A 23744-nucleotide genomic window follows, 5' to 3' on the forward strand; every position below is an offset into this window, starting at 1 on the left:
CCGCCTGCATTTTGATCTGTTAAGATCGGTATCCCAAAGGGTCCTGGCCGGCTTTTAATGTAAATATCGTAATCTCCGGTAATATTCCAACTCTGCCTGCTAAACCAACAAAGCCATATCCCACGTTCACATATAATTGCTGTTTACCTTCCTGGTAATGACCGGCCCACTCTTTGTAAACATACTCGATAGGGCTCCATTGAAAGTGTTTGGTGCGAACGCCAAACTGCATACCGTGAGTATGACCCGAAAACATGGCATCTATTTGTGGGTATTGAGGCAATATTTCTCCGCGCCAATGCGACGGATCATGAGATAACAATAGTTTTACCGGGAGATCATCCGTGTTTTTAGTGGTCAGATCCATACGGCCATATTTGGGAAACATACTTAGCTCACCCCAGTTTTCGACGCCCAATATGCCTATCTCTTCGCCATTAACTTTTAAGCGCCGATGCTCATTGAGCAGCAGGTCCCAACCCATATTTTTATGGGTGGCTATCAGATTTTCATGATCTTTCTTTTTATCAGCCATGGATGGCCAGGTGCCATAATCGCCATAATCATGATTGCCTAATGAGCTATAAACTCCGAGTGGGGCTTTTACTTTAGAGAAGATGTCCTGGTAGTCGCTCATCTCGGAGGATTGACCATTTACCAGGTCACCAGTGAAAAATATAAAATCGGGCTTTTCTTTAAGCAGCATCTCAACGCCGCCAAGTACTGCTTTTTTGTTGTAAAAGCTGCCCGAGTGTATATCTGATATTTGTCCCAGTTTGATGCCGTCAAAGGCTTTGGGCAAATTGGGCAGGTACATGGTTTGATATTTTACATGATAATCATACAAACCCTTAGGCATACTGATTTTGATAGCTGCCAATGGTACAGCACCTGCAAGTAGACCTGCCTTCATCAAAAACTCCGAACGGGGTATGGCGTGTTCCTGCGGGGGGATGCTGATGTCTTCGGGTTTTCTTTTTAACCGGTTGCGCCGTAATACCAGCATTCGCCTCAGATCATCAATCATCAGGAAAGGTAGAAACGATATTTTACCTAAAAAGATCAGGAAAAAGGCCATGAGTACAGCCGCCCTTATCCCTACACCTAGATTAATATAAACAGCCAATAGTAACCCGGCTATCAATAAAATAGAAATAAACCAGTAAAAAAAAGTAAAGTCGCCCGAGTGGGGCAACTTCCATTTTTTAAATGCGCCGCGTATGCCATGCAATACATACAGGTCAATAAGCAGCAGTATAGTAACAATCAGTGTTATGTTGAGTGCCTGTTCCCTCATTTATATTTTTAGTATCGAATGATTGGTATCAAGTAGTTAGTATCAAGTATCGAGACTTTTGATTGGTTTATGAAAAACTGTAGCTATCGTGATACTAACTACTTGATACCTAACCTTTGTTCAAATTAATAACGATCATCATCTAAATCAAGATCGTCTTCGTCATCAGGCTGCAAATTAAACAAACTGTTGAACATATCTGAGAATGCGAATCCATTATCTAAGAAACCTTTGTTGAGTTGTGAAAACTCAGACAGGCCATGAAGCACAAATTCCATCAACAATAATTGTTGGTTTTCAGTCAAGCGTGGATGCGTTTTTTTAACCAAGTCTTTTAATCCCGCCACCTCATTAAGGGCTTTTTTATAGTCCAAAAGTGGCATATCATCAACCAGGGCCAGGTTGTTGCCTTCACCAAACCAATTAATGATGCTGGCATATGGGTTTACACCTTTGGCCTTTTTTGCCTTTTCGGGATCCGGGAAAAACTCCAGTAGGGATGATTTAATGGCTTTGCCTATCAGTATATTGGCCACTTTACCCGGGCCTTCCAGTTCGCCTTCGTATACCAACTCGATCTTGCCGGTAATGGCGGGTATTACGCCTAAAAAATCGGTTATGCGTACAAAGGTGCTGGTTTCGTTATTAATGATCATGCGGCGCTCTGCATTGCTGATCAAATTTTCATATGCGGAGATGGTTAAACGTGCCGATACTCCCGATTTTTTATCGATATATTCAGAATTACGCGCTTCAAAAGCAATCTGCTCTACCAGGTTTTTTACCAGGCTGTCAGCTTCAATATTAGCACGTTGATCATCGGTAAGGGAAGCTTCCTGCTGGGTGATCTTACGGGAAATTTCAACGGTGCGGGGATAATGTGTTAATATCTGGCTTTCGATACGGTCTTTTAAAGGCGTAACGATGGAACCGCGGTTGGTATAATCCTCTGGATTGGCTGTAAATACAAACTGGATATCCAGTGGTAAGCGCAGTTTAAAACCACGGATCTGTATATCTCTTTCCTGGAGGATATTAAATAATGACACTTGTATACGTGCCTGCAGATCGGGAAGCTCATTGATCACAAAGATACCGCGGTGTGCCCGGGGGATCAATCCGAAATGGATAACCCGTTCGTCAGAATAGGTTAGTTTTAAAGTAGCGGCCTTGATAGGGTCAACATCACCAATCAAATCTGCAACGGTAACATCAGGCGTGGCCAGTTTTTCGGTATAACGCTCCGAACGATGGATCCAGCCTATGGGCGTGGCATCGCCTAATTGAGTTACCGCGTTATGGCCATACCATGATATGGGATTATACGGATCATCAAACAGGTCGGAGCCTTCAATGTAAGGGATGTACTCGTCAAGTAGATTAACCAGCAGGCGTGCAATACGCGTTTTGGCCTGACCACGTAAGCCCAACAATAATATATTGTGCCTTGATAGGATAGCAGTTTGCAGATCGGGTATAACAGTATCTTCAAAACCAACAATACCTTCAAAACCGCCTTCGCGTTTTTTTAGTTGAGTAATCAGGTTGGCACGTAATTCATCCTTTACCGATCGGCTTTTGTAATCAGTTTTTTTTAACTCACCGAGCGTTTTTATATCGAGTAATTTATTCATCTAAATGCTTTGTTATAGGTAATTACTAACCTCAATCAGGTTTTGATCAGGGTCGCGGAAATAGATCGACCGTATTTTGCCGGTGGCGCCAGTACGTTCAAATATCCCCTGTGTTTGTATGTTCTTATTTTCGAGTTCTGCTTTAAGCTGTTCAATATTGTCTGTTGTGATAAAGCAAATATCAATAGCTCCGGGAGTGGGCGTATATGCCTTTGGTTCAAATTCCTTACCCTTTTGATGCAGGTTGAGTTTTTGATTGCCAAATTTCAAAGCTTTTCTGCCCTCACCAAATGTTTCTAATTCCATGCCCAGTATGCTGGTGTAGAATGTGCAAGTGGCATCTATATCCTTTACTGTTAAAACCAGATGATCTATACGGTCAATTTTCATTTCTTTGATTTCACTGATGCTTTTTTGATTTCACCGATTGTCTTTGTCCTGATTCTTGACTCTAACTTCTTGTATCTGATCTTACCTTACCGATTTTCTTCTGTTTCTGGCATAATCCTCAAAAATATACTCCCCTAAATTATTTAAAGAACTATAAAAAGCCTTTCCACCATTGGTTTCCGTAAATTTACGAACAAACTGCTGCAGGTAAGGATCTTTAGCTATCATAAAGGTAGTAATGGGTATTTTTAAGCGTTTGCACTGGGCAGCCATATTCAGCGTTTTGTTAACCACTTTCCTGTCGAGCCCGATGCTGTTTTTATAATACCGGGTACCTTCCTTTAAACAAGTAGGCTTACCATCGGTGATCATAAAGATCTGTTTATTATGCGTTTTGCGCCGGCGGAGCAGGTCGGTAGCCAGTTCCAACCCCGCATAAGTATTGGTATGATATGGGCCAACCTGTAAATAGGGGAGATCCTGTAAGGTAATAGGCCAGGCATCGTTACCAAAAACCACAATATCTAAGGTGTCTTTTGGGTATTTAGTGCGGATCAATTCGGCAAGGGCCATTGCCACTTTTTTGGCAGGAGTTATCCTGTCTTCACCATATAAGATCATGGAGTGTGAGATATCGATCATCAGCACGGTAGAAGTAAGGGTTTTATAATCCATTTCCTCTACTTCCAGATCGCGCTCGGTCATCATAAAATCGCCTATGCCATGATTCACCTGTGCATTATGGATAGATTGGGTCATATCTATCTGATCCAGACTGTCGCCAAACTCAAATTCGCGGCGTTCCGCATTTTTTTCATCACCTTGACCCGATTGTGGGCTACGGTGATTGCCTTTGCCTGATTTTTTTAGTTTACCAAATATTTCTTCCAGTGCGGATTGCCTGATGCTTTGTTCTGTTTTGGCGGTGATGTTAAAACCACCGTTCTGACGGTCTTCATCCAGGTAGCCCTTTTGTTTCAGCTCGTCGATAAAATCACCCATACCATAATCATCGTTGGTGAGGTTGTATTGTTTATCGAGTTCGTTAAGCCAGGCTAAAGCTTCGCCTGCATCGCCCGAAGTATAGTTGAGCAATTCCAGAAATAATTTTAATAATTCGTCAAATCCACCTTTGGGGATCTGGTTTGGCTTAAATTTGGAAAATCCAAAACCGCGCATATCGTGTCCTTTCTTATATAAAGAAACGGATTATTATTCTTAAAAGTTTGGTTTGCCATATACTAAAGCAAATTGTTAGGTAAGTATGACAAAAGGTAGATGTGCAGATGTGCGGATTTCAGATGTGCAGATGAAACGAACTAAAATGAAGGGTCATTGCGAAAATTATAAAATATGTCATTGCGATAGCGTGGCAATCCCCTCATATGTTGGCTAATTAGAATAGCTACGAGATTATTAATGTTGTATTTGTTTTTAACGGTATTAATGAACTCCCTACGGTCGGTTGTCTTCGTCGTTCCTCCTTACAGCAATGACATATAAAAAAAGCATTTAGAGTTTTAAAGAGTTTACAAATACGCTAAACTATTCAATAATTCTGCCGGGTAAACGGGATTAGCGCCACGCTGGCTGGCCACAAAAGCACCCACAGAGCATGCTTTATCAACAATAGTTTGCATGGGGTGTTTGGCCAGTATACCTGCTACAAAAGTGGCCAGGAAAGCATCGCCGGCACCTACGGAGTCGCTTACTTTTACCGGGCAGCCGGGGCTTTCATAAAATTCATGATCATGCCAAACAATAGCACCGTTTTCGCCACGCGTTACGCAAATGGTTTGGTTATGATATTTGGAGCGGAACTCTGTGATCTGGTCGCGCAGTGAATCGCTGCTTCCACCTATTAAAAGGGTTGCTTCCTCTTCATTCATTTTTACTACATGTGCACGGGCGGCAAGCGTTTCGATGGTAGACAGTGTATAATGAGGGGGGCGGAGATTTACATCAAATATTTTGAGTGCCGGTGTTTCGTCAAGAAGGTTTAACAGTGTTTCGCGGGTGGTTGTATCGCGGCAGGCCAGACTGCCATAAACAATGGCTGATGCCTTTTTGCCTGCCTCGGTTAATTCATCCGTGGTTTGAATATTATCCCAGGATACGGGTTTAGGAATAATGTAGGTAGCCTGGTTGTTTTCATCGAGCTGTACCGTTACTTCGCAGGTGGGCAAATCATCATCGCGCTGAATTAGTGGTGAATTAAGACCGCTTTTTTGCAAAAAATTTATCAGGGCATCACCACTGTTATCCATTCCTATAGAACTGGCAAAGGCAACATTAACCCCTTGCTGCACTAAATGCCTTGCTACATTCATGGGAGCCCCACCGGCTTTTTTACCATCGCCAAAAGCATCCCATAAAACTTCGCCGAAGCTTAATACCTGATTTTTCATAAAGCTGATTGTAAAGGTGGTGTAGTATAGTCCAAATATAACAGGATTTAAAGATTAATGAGAGGATTTACAGGATTTTGAAGGTCTATGAGTTTTTTAACTAATCTTGGTAATCCTTTTAATCCTGAAAATCGTGTTTATATTAGGGGATGAAAAAGTACATATTATCTTGCCTCTTGATCTTTGCTTCTTACCTCTCTCATGCACAAGACAGGCAGGCCATACTCAAAGTGATGCATGATCAGGAATTGGCCTGGAATAAGGGCGATATTGATGGCTTTATGCAGGGCTACTGGAAATCAGATTCGCTATTGTTTGTAAGCAAAGCAGTGCCTAATTATGGATGGCAAACCGCCCTTGATCATTATAAAAAAGGCTATCCGGATAAAGCGGCTATGGGACAACTTATTTTTACCATTCTGCAGGTAAAAATATTGGATGCTACTAATGCCTTTTTGTTTGGTGGCTGGAAGTTGAAGCGTGAAAAAGATGCACCGGGGGGCTATTATACTTTATGGTTCAGAAAAATAAAAGGCGAGTGGAAGATTGTGTGCGATCATACATCATAGGGATATGAGATATTAGATTTGAGATGGAAAAGCTTCAACAAAAATAGCGATGAGTGTAGCTCTTCGCTATTTAATAACTTATGACTTCAAACTTAGAACTTACAACTTAAAACGGTTTCCCGGCAGCTAATTCACGGTTGGCCCATTTTACAGCCAGTTCTTCGCGGAATTTGGCATATTTTTCTTTGAAAGCCATTTTTAATACGCTGTCGACCCCGCCTTTGATAGCCAAGTTATATAAACTTGCTGCTTTACGGCTGATAGACGCGTCCCAGGCACGCAGGCTCAGGGAGTACGATCCGTCGATATATTTCATCCAATGCCAGTAGCCTGTAGGCATAAACAGGGTATCGCCATGCTCTAAAAATACCTCAATTCCTTCTACACCATCCAGTGCCGGGAATTTTTTGATATCGGGGTTTTGCACATCATAATCCTCTAAAGCATAAGTAGCGTTCGGTATGCAGTATAAACGACGTTTCCATTTGTTTTCAAACAAGATCACATGTTTGCGGCCACCAAAATGGGTATGGAAAATGTGCGGCAGATCGATATCGTAATGTAAAAAGGTAACCGAATTGGAGCCGCCGAAAAACATGGCGGGCATACTTTCTAAAAAGCCACCCATCAAATCTTTGGGTAATACAATATCATCCAAAAGCTGCGGGGCCTGTTTAAAGATGTTAAAAAAGAAAATCCTCAACTCGGTAGGCTGGCTGCGGATCATATCCATATATTCATCAAAAGGCATTTCGGTTGCCGATGAGTTGATGGGTTTTGAAGGATCGGCTTTTGAATTATCGTATAAAGGCACCACCTTTTTGCCAACTACCTGCTTTAAATATTCCGGCGTCCATTTTTCACGGGCGGGCCAGTTTTTGGTCAAACCTTTTATAACCAGCGGTCGGCGGGGATCTAAATAGTTCTTCTTAAAATCTTCAGGAGAAATATTTTCAACAGTATCAATCGGGTGGAGGATAAAACTCATATTGTAATTACGTTTCGGCTGTTTTATTTAAACTAATTTAACTTAAATACCGAAAAGCAAACAAAATAACGAAATAAAACCCCAAAAGGTATAAGCTTTTATGTTAAAAAATGTAATTAATGCTAAGGTTTGCCAGCCGTTAATGCATTTTGCGCGCGTTTGATGGCCAGTTTTTCCTTCCAGTCCATATAGTCTTTCTTAAACCGGGCTTTCATCATATTGTCAAACTTACGTTGTATGGTTAAATTATACAGGCTTTTGGCTTTTATGGCCCATGATTTATCCCAGGCACGCAAGGAAATAGAGAATGACCCATCCAGGTATTTCATCCAGTGCCAGTATCCTGTAGGCATAAATAAGGTATCGCCATGCTCCAATACGGCTGCGTGGCCTTCAATACCATCCAGGGCAGGGAATTTTTCAAAGTCGGGGTTCTCAATATCATAATCCTCCAGTGCATAAGTGGCAAAGGGGATACAATACAAGCGCTCGCTCCATTTATAGTCAAACAAGATCACTTTTTTGCGACCGTTAAAATGGGTGTGGAAGATATGGGCAAGATCAATATCGTAATGTAAAAACGTAACAGAGCCAGCTCCTCCAAAAAACATATTGGGATATTTATCCAGAAAACCACCCATCAGATCGGTTGGTGAACGGTAATCATCTAGTAATTTTGGCGCATGTTTTATAGGATCGAATAAAAATATACGAAGATCAGTAGGTTGTTTTTGTATCAGGTCGATATAATCGGCAAATTTCATTTCACTTGCCGATGCATTGATAGCCTTTGACGGGTCGGCCTTGGAGCTATCATATAATGGTACGGTTTGGTCGCCAACGATTTCCTTTAAATAATCAAAGGTCCATTTTTGCAAAGCGGGCCAACTTTGTGTTGCTTTACGAATAATAAGCGGTTTACGCGGATTTAAGTAATTGTTAACAAAATCCGCTCTGCTTATATTATCAACGGTATCTATGGGTGTTAGGTGCAAACTCATATTCACAATTAATTAACATGCAAAATTAATTAATTGAAAAAAACACCCAATTGTTTAGCTTTTTTTTGAAATTTTTCTGACAAAAAGAAACCCGACATTTGCCGGGTTTCTTTTTGTGGTTTGTATTTTAAAACAGTTAATTGACAGCTTTTTCAATCGGCTTACAAACTGCGAATTGATTGCTGCAGACTGCTTAATTAGGCATTAGTACAGCGTTAACTACGTGTATTACACCATTGCTTTGATTAACATCGGCTATAGTGATCCATGATTTGCCACCTTTTTCGTCAACCAGGTATAACTTTTTACCTTGTGCCATAACAGTTAAAGTGCCACCACTTACAGTGCTTAGTTCGGCTTTGCCATTTCCGTCTTTTACTTTCGACCAAAGATCGGCTGCGCTTAATTTACCGGCAACAACGTGATAAGTTAAAATTTTGGTTAAAGTAGCTTTATTTGCAGGTTTAACCAGGTTATCAACAGTACCTGCGGGCAATTTGTCAAATGCTTCGTTAGTAGGCGCAAATACGGTGAAAGGGCCTGCTGATGATAATGTTTCCACCAAACCGGCAGCTTTAACAGCCGCTACCAGAGTGGTGTGGTCTTTTGAATTTACCGCATTTTCAATAATGTTTTTTGTTGGATACATGGCCGCGCCACCTACCATTTTAGTTTGTGCATTGGCATTAGGCGATATTGCAAAAGCTGCTAATGCTAATACTGCTATGATCAGTTTTTTCATGATGTGATTAGTTTATAAATTGTTTTTAATGACACCCAAAGGTGCTTGTTTGTTTTGTTTTTCCATGTAACAAAACTATCACGAGCTCTTGATAGTTTTGTTAAATTTATAATAGACGCTATTTGTAAGGAGATACGGGGAGCACCGCATAACGGTTTTTGTTAACGTGATTAATTCTTACAACTTGCTGATTTAAAAAGCATTAATTGCTTAGAAGAATAAACCTGCTGCAATATTATCGGCATAAAGTTTACCGGTAGGGGTCAAATATAAAACGTTATCTTGTTGTTTTATCCAACCGCTATCAAAATACTGCCCGGCGGCAATGAGTAATGGTGATGCGGAAGCTTTGGCTATGGAATTCAATTTATCCAGATCAAGCCCCCACATGGTGCGAATGGAGGTCATGATATATTCGTTCAATCGGTTTTCCTCGGTAAGTGTTTCGGTTTCGGCAGGCAGCTTGCCGCTTTCAATACTCTGTATGTATTTAGCATTATTGGCGATGTTCCATTGCCGGGCTTCGCTGTTATAGGAATGAGCTGAGGGGCCTATACCCAGGTATTTTACGCCCTGCCAGTAATTGGAATTATGTTTGGAATAATGTCCGGGTTTGCAAAAGTTGGAGATCTCGTAATGATCGAAACCATGGTCAGCCATTGCATCCATCAATACCGTAAATTGTTCCGCACTTTGTTGGTCATTCATAGGCTGCTGCTTTTTTTTATTGATGAAAGCAGCCAGGGCGGTTTGTGGTTCAACCGTCATAGAGTAGGAAGATATGTGAGGGATAGAGAGCTCAAATATCTTATCCAGGTTTTGTTTCCACTTGGTATCTGTTAATAACGGGTATCCGTAGATTAGGTCGGCAGTGATGTTCTCAAAACCGGCATCCTGAACCCTTTTTACCGAAGCTTCGGCATGCCGGCTGCGATGGGCCCGGTTCATCCACAGCAGATCCTCGTCAAAAAATGATTGGATACCAATGCTAAAGCGGTTCACATCGGTTCGGCGTAGTGCTTTTACTTTGGCATCATCTAAGTCGTCGGGATTGGCCTCCAGGGTTATCTCCGCATCCGAGGACACGGTATGCAGTTCTGTAATGGTATTGATCAGCAGGCTGATTGCATCAGCCTCCAATACCGATGGAGTTCCGCCACCAAAGTAAATGGTTTCTACAGTTTCATTATCCAGGTAGCTTTTTTGCAATTTGATTTCCTTTACAAGCGCATGCAGCAGCTCATCTTTATATTTAAGCGATGTGCTAAAATGGAAATCGCAATAATGACATGCCTGTTTGCAAAAAGGAATATGTATGTAGATACCCGCCATGTGGCAAAGTTCATAAATATATTTAGTAAATGATATTAAGTTAAGCGTTGTTTAAATGAAGAGAATTTAATTCGAATAACTTATCAAACGTTTGTGCGGTGTTTTATTACGATGGTCACTATCTGTACGCTATATTTAGAATACTCAAAAAAACTAATGGTTATTGCTAACATGGTCAGACATAGCCTTATACTAAACAATAATTTATCACTAGCTATATACAACCAATTCATGAAGAAATTATTTACCATTGTATTTTTAGCCTCCGGGCTTGCCGTATTTGCTCAAACTCCCAAAAAAGATCCGGCAACAGTTCTTATTTCTCCTCAACAAACCCTTTCTAAAAAAGATACTGATTTTAGAAAGGCAATAGCCAAATGGAGCGATGAAGTATTAAAAAGCACTAATTATAAAAACGTCAAGACACAACCTTCATCAGCCATTTTTCCGGGCGCGGTAAAACCAGGTTATCAATTGATAAGCCGAACTGTAAGTATTCAGCACAAAAAAATAGCCGATGGCCTGGTAGGTATTGTATCCACCTTAGGCTATTCGGGTTATGATCATGATATTATGTACAGCACCGGCTTGTATGCCATAGCAGGGCAATATATAGAGATAGAAGTACCTAAAAATACCAATATCGATGATTTGGAAGCGCAAATTGGCTCCCACACCGATAGGCTGAATGAGTGGGTAGCAGGCACGGAGGATTGGCGCCGTATGCCCATCATTACCAAGACGCAGAAATTGGTGGTTGGCGTAAACAGACTGGCTTCGCCTTTTGGCGGTTTGATTTATATTAACCTAAACCCGAAAAGCCAGAGTAGAAAAATTGATCTTAAAATTAGTCATGCGGTAACTGCCCCGCTTTTTGTATTGGGCAAAACTTCCCAAAGTGACTGGGAGAACCAACTCAAAAACAACAAAGCGCCCTGGGGTGAAATGGCTACCGAAAACGTAATTTTAACCTTGCCCGATAGTGTTTTGCAAACCATTAAAAATCCACAGGAAGTAATGAAGCTGTGGGACCTGATTATTGGGGGCGAAATGGACCTTGCCCAAATGCCCTTGCCATTTTACAGGGCGCAGCGTTTGGTACCCGACGAGCATATTGGCGGTGGTTATATGCACAGTGGTTATCCGATAATGATACATCATTCTCCTACAAAACACATGTTATCCAACGAAATTATGGCCAATCCAGAGCTTTTGATGAAACCCAGTGGTGGTGGAGCCAACTGGGGCTTTTTTCACGAAATAGGCCACAATATGCAAAATCTGAATTGGGTATTTGGAGGTACAACCGAGGTAAGTAACAACTTTTTTTCGTTGTATATGTTTGATCGGTTGATGGGTGGACGGGACAATGCGCACACCGCAATTTCAAACGCCAGTACACAAAAGCAGATGAAGAAGTATTTTGCCGAAGGTGCTAATTACGAGAAATGGAAAAATGACCCGTTTTTGGGTTTAATCATGTTTCGTCAGATGCAGGAAGGTTTTGGTTGGGAAAGCTTTAAAGCTTTTTTCAGAGAATACCAAAAAATTGGCCCTAACATCGGTGAGTTAAACGATCAGCAAAAACGGGATCTATGGGTTAAAACCTACTCCAGCATTGTAAAAAGAAACCTGGCGCCATTTTGGAATACCTGGGGTGTACCCATCAGTGATAATGTAAACAAAGAGCTTTCCGTTTACCCTCAATGGATGCCTTATAATTTTCCACCGCAAAATTAATTAACGCTTGATGTGCTTTATATAAATAAGAACAAACGTTTGTGTGGACAATGCTGCGATCATCAGTGGTTTGTAAAGAGTGTTCGATCCCGGTAATTTTAATCTGCAAATAATAATATTAAAGGTAAATTAGATAACTAATTTAATACCAGTAAAGTATCATTATTATGAAAATCAGCAGCCGGAGAAAGTTTATAGAAGATTCGTTTAAAGTAACTGTAGCAGTTGCAGTGGGAGGTCCGATAATTTTAGATAGTGCAGCCGCCTTTGCCGCTAACCAGGATCATGTTGCCAAAGCAAACGGGGATGATGGTCCCCTGAAATTTGTACAAGCTCCCCTGGGTTTTAGTTATGCATCTCTGGAACCCAATATAGATGCTTTGACTATGGAGATCCATTATACCAAACATCATACGGCCTACATTAAAAATGTAAATGACGCCATTGTTGCCGAAAAGCTCAATTATAGTTCAGAGAAGGAGTTTTTTGATAATGCTTCGAAGCTATCTGCCAAAGCAAGAAATAATGGGGGCGGTGCCTGGAACCATAACTTTTTTTGGGCGAGCTTAAAACCCGGTACATCCAGCGGACCTGACGGGAAAGTTAAAGATACTATTACCAATGCATTTGGCAGTGTAGATAAGTTTAAAGAGCTGTTTACCCAGGCTGCTTTAACCCGTTTTGGTTCGGGTTGGGCATGGTTAGTTAATGATAACGGGACTTTAAAAATAACATCTACAGCAAACCAGGATAATCCTTTATTTGATAAAGCAGAGGTTAAAGGGACGCCATTGCTGGCTTTGGATGTTTGGGAGCATGCCTACTATTTAAAATATCAGAATAAACGTAATGAATACATTGCCAATTGGTGGAATGTGGTTAACTGGGATGAGGTGAATAAACGATTGGGGTAATACCAGTATTTAATGTTTGTACACAGGCCTTTTCTCGCAACCCTTCGACAAGGCCAATTATTATTCATAAAGAATATGTCATTGCGGGCGCAACGTGGCAATCTCATCGAGTTCTCATTGATCAGAATAGCTACGTCATTGCTTCGTCGTTCCTTACAGCAATGATATGAGGGAGAAGTCGACTGAATCTGATTTAAAAATAATAAACAGCGTTTCAGATAGGCTTCACCCTGAATTTTAATATCGGGCTTTTTAACATCCAAAGCGTAATTAGTATAACCAAAAGTTCAATAACCGCACTGCCCCAAAAAATACTGTTAACACCAAAAAACACAGGAAGTATCAGTGTAGCCGGAAGATAAAAAAACAGTTGCCTGAGAATAGCCAGTTGGCTTGCTTTTTTGGCCTGGTTAATAGCCGGGAAATAAGCCAGGGCCATCACAATAACCGGTAAAAATGGTAAAACTGATAAATAAACACGCAAATTTAAAATATGTACCGCCGATAAAACCACATGCGGAACCATCCATCCCCATAACACGTTAGGGAAAAACAGCGCGACGATCCAGAATGGTAAAATGATCACAATACCGGCAGTGATAGCAATGAGCAGTGATTTTTTTGCCCTTAAAATATTTCCGGCACCATAGTTTATACCTGCTACGGGCTGTAGGCCCCGCATTAAGCCAAATAGCGGCGTTAGCAAGAGCAAATAAAAACGATTTACGATGGTGTAAAAAAGCAGATCCTGCTGCGTTCCGTATCTGGAAATGGCCTGTAATATCAGCATGCTTTGTATGACCGACATGATGGAAAACAACATTTCGGGAAAGCCCAGTGATATTATTTTTTTGACTACAATTTTGGTTGGTTTCAAGGAGTACCATTCATTTCGGAAGATGCTTTTATTCCGCGCAAAATAAATGATTCCCATGGCCGAGTAAATAAACATGGCCGTATTGGTTGCCCAGGCCGCTCCGGCTACACCTCCGTGCAGCACGAGGATGAAAATGGGTTTTAACATCATGTCGATCAGGAGTCCGATGCCTATCATACAAGCTGCGGTTTTCATTTTTCCTTCGCCCCGGATGAGCATATTGACAGAAAAACCATGGATCCAGAACACCGAACCAATTAACGTTACTCTGAAATAACTGGCTGCTATGGCAACCAGTTCGCCTTTAGCCCCCATGAGAGCAAGCAGGTTTTCGGCAAAAATATAAGCAGGGATGGCAAATAATGCTGCACAGGTAATGGACAGCACGTTCAAATTTCCAAACAACTGTTTAAGCTTTGCGGAATCATTGGCACCCAGCCAAATACTGAGTGCTGCTGAAGCCCCGGTGCCTATCAATCGGCCAAAACCCATTACAATTTGCGACAGGGGGTAAGCCAATCCAACAGCGGCCAAAGCTTGCGGGCCAACCAGCCGGCCAACCAGCAAGGCATCCAAAAAATTGTTTAAGCCGTACAGCACAATAGCGGCAACAGCCGGCCATGAGGTTTGCCACATTACCTTCCGCAGGTTCATGTTAAGTATGAAATCTTTACGGTTATCCATCTACCTAAACACTAAACTGCTGGAAGGCAATTCGCTGCTCCACCTTATAAATTTCCCGGCCGGCAACCTGGTTAATGATACAGGAATTGCGGTAGGCGCCCATTCCTAAATCGGGGGTTACAAAGCCATGGGTATGCAATTCGGCATTTTGCACAAAAATTTCATCGCCACTGATGTCAATACTGTAGTTACGTTTTACGTCAAAAAGACCATCCTCGTTAACACCAATGCGTTGTTGAATACCATTGATGAACGCCGGGGTATTGTACTTGTATCCAGTCGCTAGTATCACATAATCAGCCTGGTGTGTAAAGGTTTGTTGCTGCTGTACATGGGTAAACTGCAGTTCATTTGAACCGTCTGGATTTACTTTAATATTATCCAGTTGTGAATTTGGGCGCAGCTGCACATTTAATGGCGTATCATCAACACTCATTTCATAAAGTGTATCAAATATTTGGTTGATGAGGTCGAAGTTGATACCCTTGTACAATGGCGGTTGTTTGGCCAATACGGCTTTACGTTTTTCTGCGGGCATGTTATGGAAATAGTCCACATACTCGGGCGAGGTGAGCTCCAGTGTCAATTTTGCATATTCCATCGGGAAAAATCGATCCGGGCGACTAAACCAACTGAGCTGCAAACCATCCTCAGTGTGGGGCAGTAGGTCCTGAAAAACCTCAGCGGCACTTTGTCCGGACCCAATTACGGCTATCGATTTGCCCTGTAAAATGTCGGCTTTTTTATATAGATAATTGGAAGTATGCAAAACGTTTGGCGCTTTAATATCCTTCATAAAATCCGGATAACGCGGCTCGGTACCGGTACCTAACACTATTTTTTCGGCATAGTAAACCTCAGGTTGGTTAGTTAAACTATTGATAACCTTAATCTTGTATTGCTTTGCAGTTTCAATGTATTCAACTGCTTCAACCGATCTGGAAAAGAGACAGTTAGATAGTTGTGCGGCTACCCACTTGCAATAAACATTATACTCTTTACGCAGAATGAAAAAGTTTTCGCGGATAAAGAATTTGTAAAGGCGGTTGGTTTCCTTCAAAAAATTAAGGAAGCTATAACGGCTGGTTGGGTCGGCCATAGTTACCAGGTCGGCCATAAATGGCACCTGTAAAGTAGCATTGCTCAACATTAAGCCAGGATGCCAGTCAAAAGCGGGTGAGCGGTCAAGGAATAAGGTAGTTAGTTCGTCGACCGGCTCTGTTAACGCGGCAAGTCCCAAATTAAACGGGCCAATACCAATACCGATCAGATTGTATATTTTTTTTGTCTTCAATTTTTTATTTTTTTGGAACAAGGATTTGGGGAGCAAGGAATAAGGATTTTGGAAGTAAGGATGCATGATTTCTCACCCCTGAATTTTTTATCCTTGTTCTTTGCTCCTAAAATCCTTACTCCCTCTACAGTTCTATCTTAATTTCCTTCGTGCCTGGATTTTTGTCCCAATACCATTCGCGATATAAAAAGGTGAGGTTGGCGCTTTTATGCGGCATATCTATCACTCTTTGTTGCTGATAACCAATTCTGTTGGCCAGTGCACGCATGGCTCTCGACTCCACAGCTGCTTCGCCAATACATTTGCCAACCTCGGGCTGTGCAAATAAATAGTCTAAGGCTACTTGTAAAGATTGGTATGCAAATTTTTTTTCTTTCTCTATCGGGGCTACCAATAAATGCGTACCGTAATCTGTAGGTAAGCATTCGTAATAGGCACCTACCAGGTCACGGGCAGGCCAGTAAGGCTCAAAAGTAAAATTGGGTACGCCATTTACCTCACCGATAAAACTATGGGTAGCGTCGCTTGGGATGATGGTTCTATAAAACAATTCCAGTCCGCGTATGGGGCCATCCATTTTCCAGACTGGTTTGGCCTGTTCCTGATTAAACCAGTGATGCACCATTTCCAGGTCGCGGTCAATATCAAATGGGCGGATGCTCAGCGTCACATCTTCTTTCGGAAAATAACGGGTATAAACGATGTCTTTCCGTTCCGGTTTAATCAGGTTTTTGCAGAAGAAAAATTTATTGAGCGGATTTGGATGATCTAAATAAACTGCCGGGTACTCTAACGAAACATTAGCCTCGTTCATGTTATGTAAACTGGTGAGCAGGTTACCCTTTACACTCCAGTCGCGACTGTTGATAATATAGCTTACCAACCCCGTTTCGTCTATCGCTTCCAGGCTTTTTAGCTCTTTATAAACAATATCCAGCAGGCGTTTTTCGTCAGCCAGGCCATTCACCCCGAATGCGTTTACTACACCCAGCAGGTTATTCATCATCAGGTAATAGGTGTATTTTGGGGCGATGTATTCTTCATCAATGATAGACTTACTTTCATCGGCAATACCCGGTATCGCAGCTAAAATTTCATCAGCCTTACCCGTACGGAAAAAGAATCCCTGATTATCCCTGAAATAAAGTTTGGCCGGGAACAGATTCTTGTCCAACTCCACCATTACATTCTGTTGGTGAAACTCACAAGCCAAGCCATATTTATTCAAAATAGAAACCATTGGCCTGATACAGATATGCAGGTATTGTTTAAACCAATCTTCGGCCACGCGGGTAACCGGTTTGTTTGATTTTTGGGCAGCGGTTTTAATGATATTGGTTAACCTGGATGGTTCGCCCAAAATGCTGTCCTGGCAAAGTGCGGCTATCAGGGTTACATTTTTATGCTGAGCCTCGTTTTTAAAAGGATTGCGACGGATGCTGATGTTAAAGCCATTGATCACCTCCCCGTTATTATCGGTAACGGCGATGAAGGCAGGGTCAACAATAAAATCAATCTCCGGGAAATCCTTCTGTAGATTTTGCCCCCAGGGAGTTTTCAGCAGGCGAGAAATATCATAACCACGATGCAGCTCAGGGTATAGGTTAATGCGCTCGGAGTTGGTGATCTTTACGTGCAGGGAGAATTTAAACATCCAGTCACATTCCTCATTATAAACCGTACGTACAGAGGAGGTTGGTGTAAACTCAGCTCCCCAGCCACCCAAACTAAACAGCTTGCCATCTTGCTGTAAAGCTAAAACATCGTCCTGTTGCAGTAAATAATTAGCCTCCCAGGGATGCATGGGCACTACGATGAAGGCAGGATGTGTATTTAACAATTCCATCACCCGGGTATCATTAGCCGCAAGGACTAATAACTCCTTTTTTAACTGAACAGATGGCAAAATATCGTCGGCAGTTTTTTCAATTACATTCTCGGCATCTATCAAAAAATAATGTAGCTGGAAGCGGCCAGCTGTTTCGGGGGAGTATTTAAACAGGTCGTCATCGTTAAATCCCTGTTTTGATTTGGGCAGGGGGTGTACACTATGACCTAAAATAAGCGATTGCTCGGCCTGGATAAAACCCATCTCAACGGCATTGGCGTTAAGATCGTGTTTGATGAAATTTTCGAGATATTTCTCCAGGTTTTCAATGCTGTTCACTAAACGATTTTGGGTGATGTCTGCCTCTATCTCCGGATATTGTTCCTGTCCATATTGAACGATGAGCGCTATCATATCAGTAGGAGCCAGTTCTGTAATCTTATCTGTTAATAGATCGCGTTTTACAATCGGGAAATGAAATATATGCCTGCCGCTTTCTGAATAATAGTTCAAGGGAGCGTATACTTCCTGTCCGATAGAAGAAAAATCAATACGGATATGAAAATCATACCCGGTTGACCGGAAATGAGCGGCTAATGCTTCGTCATATTTTGGGATTCCCAGATAACGGCTCCAATTACTAAACTCACGCAGATAACTGTTGAGCATAGCAGTATAATTTACCTGCTCAGCCTCTTCCCTAAGGTTAATTAAACTTAATGAATTCGTTTCCATGTTTTTTAATGTTTAATAGAATGTTTTTAATATGATCGGTAGTGGTAAGCGGGTTTAATAGTGTGAATTTGAGATAGAACTCTCCGTGAACCTTGGTGCCGGCCACCAACGCATCGCCATGTTTTAAAAGCTGTGCTTTAATATATTGGTTCATTTGGGTCAGGTTAGCGGTATGTAAACCCGAGGGATTATACCTGAAAACCAATGCCGATAGGTCCGAATAATTCAACAGGTCAAAATCACGATCAGTACTGATGATATGCGCCACATTTTCGGCTGTTTCAATGATCTTTTCTATGTAACCGCCTAGTTTTTCTTTGCCCATCATACGCAGGGTAAACCAAAGTTTAAGGGCATCAAAACGGCGGGTGGTTTGTATGGATTTGTTCACCTGATTGGGGATCTCGTCTGAGTGCTGATCTTTTGGGTTCAGGTAATCGGCATAATGAGTTATCAATCCAAAATATCGTTTATGGTTTACCAGGAACGCACTGCTGCTAACCGGCTGAAAGAAGGCTTTATGATAATCGGCAGTGACAGAGTTGGCGAGTTCGATTCCGTTTAACAAGTACCGGTGCTTGCTGCTCAATAATAAACCGCAACCATAAGCCGCGTCAACATGGTACCACAACTTATATTTGGCAGCTATATGGCCGATGGCTTCCAGGGGATCAAGATTGCCAAAATCGGTTGTACCTGCAGTGGCTACAACTGCTATAGGGATATTGCCTTGTTTTAATTCACGTTGTATCGCATCTTCCAGCAAAACGGTATTCATCCGGAAGGTGCGATCGGCTTTTATTTTAACTACAGCTTTTTCGCCCAGACCCAATATCGAAGCGTTTTTCTGGATGCTGAAATGCCCGGCTTCGGAAACAAAGATCCGGAAGCGTGATGCTTCTGGTGGTAATCCGTTTTGTTTGATATTATGTTTAAGGTGTTCTATGGAATAATGATCACGGGCTAATAATAAACCCATCATATTACTTTGCGAACCCCCGCTGGTAAATACGCCGTCGGCATTTTTATCAAAACCAATTTCATCGCAGGTCCACTCAATCATTTTTTGCTCTATCAGCGTACCCCCGGCACTTTGATCCCAGGTATCCAGCGAGGAATTGATAGCGCTGATCAGTACTTCGGCAGCTATAGCGGGTATTACTACGGGACAGTTCAAATGTGCCACATATTTGGGATGATGGAAGGTAACCGCGTGTTTGGTGTATAACGATTCTACCTCGCTCATCAGGCTTTCATAATCTGGCAGGGGAGTAGTCAGGTCAACTGATTCAAACTGAGGGCGTAATTGGGCTGCTGTTACACCGCTGAATGGTTTTTTATTATCATGCAAAAAATTAACAACCGACTGACTGGCCAGGCTCATAGCCTTCAGATATTCCTGGGATGAACCTTCGTAAAATATGTCTTCAAAAGAGGTATCGGTGCTTAAGGCCTCTAATATGGCCTCATCCTGATGTGGAACATTGGATTGTGTTATCATAGGTATCGATGTTTTTAATTTTAGTACCAAGTAGCTAGTATCAAGTATCAAAATCTCTGAAACGATATGCTGTTTTAAAAAAGTCGTGATACTTGATACTAGCTACTTGATACTGCTTATATATTAATAACTGATGGTATAGGTTAAAGAAAATGTTCTGCCGCGACCGTAGTATTGGTACAGTTTGGCTGGGGCTCCGTAAAACAGTACCGAGCGCTGTCCCCAGAATGTCAAATACTGCTTATCCCAAAGATTTTGGATACCGGCAGACAGCGTACCCAATGGTAATTTTATGTTACCCACCAAATCAAATGTGGTAAAGCCTTTAAGCTCCAGGTTTTGATAATCTTTCAGGTCAAGCGAGCGCACGGCTTGTAGCCTTACCGAAAAATCCTGACTTTGCCAGCCAGCAAAACCCACAAATTTGGATGGATTGGTAGAGATAATAGAATTGCGCTGATATCCTTTATCAGGTGTTTTGATATCTGAAATAATGAACTGACCAGAAACGCCAACTATTAAACCTTTGGGTTGCTGGCTATAGCTCAGTTCACCTTCAAAACCGTAGTTGCGTACTTTTTGATCGGTAACGGATATGGTAAAATTGCTGGTATTGATGAGGATGGCTTTGTCTGATACAGAATAAAAACCTGCTATCTGGCCTTTAAAGCCACTTTCGTCGCTCAACCTGCCGCCAAGTTCATACTGGTTGGTTTTGATACCGCTTAATGGCGCGTCTTTTACATTGATGCTGTTAACCAGTTTCCAGTTATCCCCATCGCGTACATAAGAACCGGTGCCGTAATATTTGGTTGGATCGGGTACCGAGAAGCCTTGTGAGTAGTTTGCCCATACCTGTGCTTTATTGCTAAACTTATAGATTAGGCTACCATTGAACAGGGCCACATTATAATCGTTTTTACCTCCGGGAATTTTATCTGCCGAAGTACCAATGCCATAGTTTACAGATACTTGCTGCTGAAAGCGAACAAAGTCATCCACGGTTACATTCATATGTTGCTGGCGTATTCCTCCCGATAGAGTAAGGTTATCGACAATTTCCCAGCTGGCCTGCGCAAAGCCTGATATGCCCAGTATGCGATTACCCGGATAACGTTCTAAAGTGCTGGCAGTTTTGTTGATCAGTCCACCTGAGCTATAGCTTAAATTGGTATCAAAGAAGGCTTGCGTTCCTACAAACTTTTCGTGGTCCAGGTCGGCACCATAGGTTACTTTTACCTTGTCCCACTGTTTTGCTAGAACTGCCTTGAAGCCATACACATCGGTGTTTTGGCGCGATGCAGCCAATGGTAAAGGTTTTACATTACCCGGTGCAACGGTAAGATCGCGTGATTGAACAATACCTTCGGGGAAAGAGGGATTAAAATCCAATTTTTCTGACCGGACAAAGGCCTGGAACTGGAAGCTTTGACCTCCCAGTATATTACCAACACGGTATTGACCATTAATAAAAATGCGTTTACTGCGCGGCACCACGTCGGCATCAAAGCCTTTGCGTACATCCAGCAGTGAAGGGTCTGGGGCTACATTATTATTGGCATTGGCTGGTAATGCACCGGCCAGATTATTACCTAAAAATAAGCCATGGTCGCTGTTGTATTTGGAGTTGTAATATTGTGCATCCAAACTGATGGTTTGGTTGTGTTTGAGTTTAAAATCAACATTACCAAACAGATCAATGCTGCGGTTGTATTGTAAGTCGCCTTGTTTGGTATCGATGATGATCTGGTGGCCATCGCCATCATAAGCAGCGCCATTTTGCTGATAAGCAAAACCTAAACGGCCCTTTACAAAGCTATTGCCACCGGCGATGGATTGTGCTACGCGCAAATCATGATCATCGCCATGGCCTAAGCCGCTGCGCCCCCCTACTTCGGTCTGGAAAGCCAGTTTCTCTGATGTTGATTTTTTGGTTACGATGTTGATGATCCCACCAGTGGCATCGCCACCATAAACCGAGCTTGCGCCGGATAGTACTTCGATCTTTTCGATATTGAATGGATCAATAGCATCAAACTGGCGACTGGTATTACGGGTGCTATTGATAGATACGCCATCGATCATTACTAATATATTACGTCCACGGATATTTTGTGCGTAGTTGGAGCGACCCTGGCTTCCAACATCCAAACCAGGGATCAATATACCCAATGCTTCCTTCAATGGTACACCCGCTTTGATCTGGGATTGTAGTTTGGCACTATCGATAACCCAAACTGTGCCGGGTATTTCGCTGATATGCTGCGGTGAACGAGATGAAACCACTACCACCTCATTCAGGTTATTATTTAAATTGATAGAAGTTACCGGTTTATTATCCGTTGTTTGAATGGTGATGACATTGCCCTGTACCTTTAATTTAAGGTTAGCACCTATCAGGTCATGTAATATTTTTTTGATGGGTTGATTCGTGGCATCTACATTCACCATCTTTTTGGCATCAAGCCTGGTATTGCTATAGGAGATACTTACAGAAGCTCTATCGCCAATAGCCAGCAGTGCATCGGCCAAAGTAATATTACTTAATTTGATAGTTACTGGTTTATCAAGTATATCTTGTTGTGCAAATAAATGAGTGGTGTTGAAAAGTGTTAAAACAATAATAATTAATACTTTAGAGACAATATTTAGCGGTTTAAAGGTAAAGCCTGAAGAATATTTAGTTAAATTGTTGAGGTAAGTATGTACCTGTTTCATATTTTCGTTTAAATGTTTAATTAATTAAGGATTAGTTGAGCAAATCCCGGTGTTGTAGTTTGGCGACGAAACACCGGGAATTTTTATTTTTATATTTTTCTACATCGACTTTAGTAATAGTATCTGTTTAATAAATAGTTACATTATTCCCGGTTATCTTATAATGAAGGCCTATAGCAAACTCCAGGCTGTTGAGTACACTTTTTATATCGGGGTTGTTAAAGCGGCCGGTGTAACGTTCATTCTTTAATAAGTGGTTATTAATAAGCACCTTTACGTTATACCAGCGTTCGAGGGTTGATGCTATGTCGCTCAATTTCTGATCTTTAAATTGCAATTGATTATTACGCCAGCTATAATAAGCAGCGGCATATACCGATTGTTGTTTTAAAGACTGATCAACATCATACACCCCTTGCTGGTTAGCCGTAAGAATTAGAAAGCTTTTTTTAATTCTTGGCGAAAACATTACTCTTCCTTCTTCAACCACTACATCGGTTTTATTTTCCTCTGGATAGGCCCTTAGATTAAAATGAGTGCCTAAAACCCTTACAACCACCTGTTTGCTATTGATAGAAAATGGGCGTTTCTTGTCTTTAGCTACGGTAAAAAATGCTTCCCCTTCAAATTCTACAACTCTTGATGTATCGGTAAATTTTTCGGGGTACCGAAGCTTGCTATCTGAGTTTAGCTGAATAATTGTTCCGTCGGGCAAAGTGCAGGTAGCTTTTTTTCCTTTAGGAACCTTTACTTCGTGATAGCTAATGAGGTTATTATCTTTCTCCTGATGCTTTCCGGTAGAGTGGTAAATGTAAAATGCAAAGCCTACGATCAAAACAATACTTGCGGCCACTTTGATCAACCAGGTCCAGTTTGTTTTTCGGGGCTCATCTTCAATAAATATCCGGCTGGAGAGTTCTGCCCATGTTTTATCCTCTATACCTTGTATATCTACAGGAGCAGAAATAGTGAAATCACTTTCTGTTATGTTTTGTAGCCATTGTTTAATTGCAAACTGTTCATCAGTGCTGCATTGACCCTGATGATACCGTTCTAATAGTTCCTGCGTTATTTCTATTTTCATTTAATTAA

Annotated in this window: 18 protein-coding genes; 3 read left to right on the plus strand and 15 right to left on the minus strand. The window is 41.7% G+C overall.

Features of this window, described 5'->3' with window-relative positions:
* Window positions 1-19 precede the first annotated feature (19 nt).
* The 5 genes from BW976_RS27765 to BW976_RS27785 all read right to left on the minus strand — a co-directional run bounded on the left by BW976_RS27765 (window position 20) and on the right by BW976_RS27785 (window position 5729).
* Entirely contained in the window at window positions 20-1297 is a 1278-nt protein-coding gene (locus tag BW976_RS27765) for a metallophosphoesterase (protein ID WP_076378764.1), read from the minus strand.
* A gap of 125 nt (window positions 1298-1422) precedes the next feature.
* A complete protein-coding gene (locus tag BW976_RS27770) occupies window positions 1423-2931 on the minus strand; it encodes a sigma 54-interacting transcriptional regulator (protein ID WP_076378766.1) in 1509 nt (502 codons plus the stop codon).
* A gap of 12 nt (window positions 2932-2943) precedes the next feature.
* Window positions 2944-3321 (minus strand): VOC family protein, encoded by a 378-nt coding sequence (locus BW976_RS27775; protein WP_076378768.1) that lies wholly within the window; start codon window positions 3319-3321, stop codon window positions 2944-2946.
* 81 nt (window positions 3322-3402) lie between these two features.
* Window positions 3403-4500, minus strand: a complete 1098-nt coding sequence (locus BW976_RS27780; protein ID WP_076378770.1) for a vWA domain-containing protein — start codon at window positions 4498-4500, stop codon at window positions 3403-3405.
* A gap of 350 nt (window positions 4501-4850) precedes the next feature.
* Window positions 4851-5729 carry a carbohydrate kinase family protein gene (locus BW976_RS27785; protein ID WP_076378772.1) on the minus strand — a complete coding sequence of 293 codons (879 nt, stop codon included), beginning with the start codon at window positions 5727-5729 and terminating at the stop codon, window positions 4851-4853.
* 149 nt (window positions 5730-5878) lie between these two features.
* On the opposite strand from BW976_RS27785, the gene BW976_RS27790 reads away from it, so the two are divergent.
* On the plus strand, window positions 5879-6298 hold the full coding sequence (locus BW976_RS27790; RefSeq protein ID WP_076378774.1) for a YybH family protein: 420 nt from the start codon (window positions 5879-5881) through the stop codon (window positions 6296-6298).
* 106 nt (window positions 6299-6404) lie between these two features.
* Here BW976_RS27790 and BW976_RS27795 read toward each other — a convergent pair whose 3' ends face one another.
* The 4 genes from BW976_RS27795 to hemW form a co-directional block, all read right to left on the minus strand.
* The gene (locus tag BW976_RS27795; protein WP_076378776.1) at window positions 6405-7286 is read right to left on the minus strand and encodes a cupin-like domain-containing protein; all 882 of its coding nucleotides are present in this window, start codon (window positions 7284-7286) and stop codon (window positions 6405-6407) included.
* Window positions 7287-7408: 122 nt separating this feature from the next.
* Window positions 7409-8287: a cupin-like domain-containing protein gene (locus tag BW976_RS27800; protein WP_076378778.1), complete on the minus strand. Its 879-nt coding sequence runs from the start codon at window positions 8285-8287 to the stop codon at window positions 7409-7411.
* 193 nt (window positions 8288-8480) lie between these two features.
* The gene (locus tag BW976_RS27805; protein ID WP_076378780.1) at window positions 8481-9029 is read right to left on the minus strand and encodes a fasciclin domain-containing protein; all 549 of its coding nucleotides are present in this window, start codon (window positions 9027-9029) and stop codon (window positions 8481-8483) included.
* A 210-nt stretch (window positions 9030-9239) separates the two neighbouring features.
* Window positions 9240-10361 carry a radical SAM family heme chaperone HemW gene (hemW, locus tag BW976_RS27810; protein ID WP_076378782.1) on the minus strand — a complete coding sequence of 374 codons (1122 nt, stop codon included), beginning with the start codon at window positions 10359-10361 and terminating at the stop codon, window positions 9240-9242.
* Between the two features lie 231 nt (window positions 10362-10592).
* On the opposite strand from hemW, the gene BW976_RS27815 reads away from it, so the two are divergent.
* Window positions 10593-12101, plus strand: a complete 1509-nt coding sequence (locus tag BW976_RS27815; protein WP_076378784.1) for a M60 family metallopeptidase — start codon at window positions 10593-10595, stop codon at window positions 12099-12101.
* Between the two features lie 167 nt (window positions 12102-12268).
* Window positions 12269-13015, plus strand: coding sequence for a superoxide dismutase (locus BW976_RS27820; protein WP_076378786.1), 747 nt, complete (start codon window positions 12269-12271; stop codon window positions 13013-13015).
* Window positions 13016-13229: 214 nt separating this feature from the next.
* On the opposite strand, the gene BW976_RS27825 is transcribed toward BW976_RS27820, so the two are convergent.
* The 6 genes from BW976_RS27825 to BW976_RS27850 form a co-directional block, all read right to left on the minus strand.
* On the minus strand, window positions 13230-14576 hold the full coding sequence (locus BW976_RS27825; protein ID WP_076378788.1) for an MATE family efflux transporter: 1347 nt from the start codon (window positions 14574-14576) through the stop codon (window positions 13230-13232).
* Window positions 14577-14580: 4 nt separating this feature from the next.
* Window positions 14581-15870 carry a lysine N(6)-hydroxylase/L-ornithine N(5)-oxygenase family protein gene (locus tag BW976_RS27830; protein WP_076378807.1) on the minus strand — a complete coding sequence of 430 codons (1290 nt, stop codon included), beginning with the start codon at window positions 15868-15870 and terminating at the stop codon, window positions 14581-14583.
* A 124-nt stretch (window positions 15871-15994) separates the two neighbouring features.
* Window positions 15995-18433, minus strand: coding sequence for a GNAT family N-acetyltransferase (locus tag BW976_RS27835; protein WP_076378790.1), 2439 nt, complete (start codon window positions 18431-18433; stop codon window positions 15995-15997).
* Complete coding sequence (locus BW976_RS27840) at window positions 18405-19934, minus strand: pyridoxal phosphate-dependent decarboxylase family protein (protein WP_076378792.1); 1530 nt, start codon at window positions 19932-19934, stop codon at window positions 18405-18407. The genes BW976_RS27835 and BW976_RS27840 overlap by 29 nt, the downstream gene beginning before the upstream one ends.
* 123 nt (window positions 19935-20057) lie before the next feature.
* A complete protein-coding gene (locus BW976_RS27845; protein ID WP_217696306.1) occupies window positions 20058-22652 on the minus strand; it encodes a TonB-dependent receptor in 2595 nt (864 codons plus the stop codon).
* 127 nt (window positions 22653-22779) lie between these two features.
* The gene (locus BW976_RS27850; protein WP_076378794.1) at window positions 22780-23736 is read right to left on the minus strand and encodes a FecR family protein; all 957 of its coding nucleotides are present in this window, start codon (window positions 23734-23736) and stop codon (window positions 22780-22782) included.
* Window positions 23737-23744: the final 8 nt, after the last annotated feature.

The organism is Mucilaginibacter lappiensis (assembly GCF_900155965.1).
Lineage (GTDB): Bacteria > Bacteroidota > Bacteroidia > Sphingobacteriales > Sphingobacteriaceae > Mucilaginibacter > Mucilaginibacter lappiensis.